Origin of the sequence: Acinetobacter sp. AS167 (assembly GCF_037152175.1) — a bacterium.
Lineage (GTDB): Bacteria > Pseudomonadota > Gammaproteobacteria > Pseudomonadales > Moraxellaceae > Acinetobacter.
This window is the reverse complement of record NZ_JBBCMP010000045.1, coordinates 1-291: the sequence shown is the minus strand read 5'-3', so window position 1 is coordinate 291 and position 291 is coordinate 1. Positions and strand designations below refer to the sequence as shown.

1 protein-coding gene is annotated in these 291 nt (G+C 51.2%); it reads right to left on the bottom strand.

The features are described 5' to 3' along the window. Positions 1-291, bottom strand: a 291-nt coding sequence (locus WFN33_RS20510; protein WP_336954837.1) for a hypothetical protein, incomplete at both ends; no start/stop codon positions are given.

Sequence of the window (291 nt, the reverse complement as noted above, 5' to 3'; positions counted from 1 at the left end):
GTCAGAATCGCTGTCAGAATCAGAATCGCTGTCAGAGTCCGAGTCGCTGTCAGAGTCAGAATCGCTGTCAGAGTCAGAATCGCTGTCAGAGTCAGAATCGCTGTCAGAGTCCGAGTCACTGTCAGAGTCAGAATCGCTGTCAGAGTCAGAATCGCTGTCAGAGTCAGAATCGCTGTCAGAGTCAGAATCGCTGTCAGAATCAGAATCGCTGTCAGAGTCCGAGTCGCTGTCAGAGTCAGAATCGCTGTCAGAGTCAGAATCGCTGTCAGAGTCAGAATCGCTGTCAGAGTC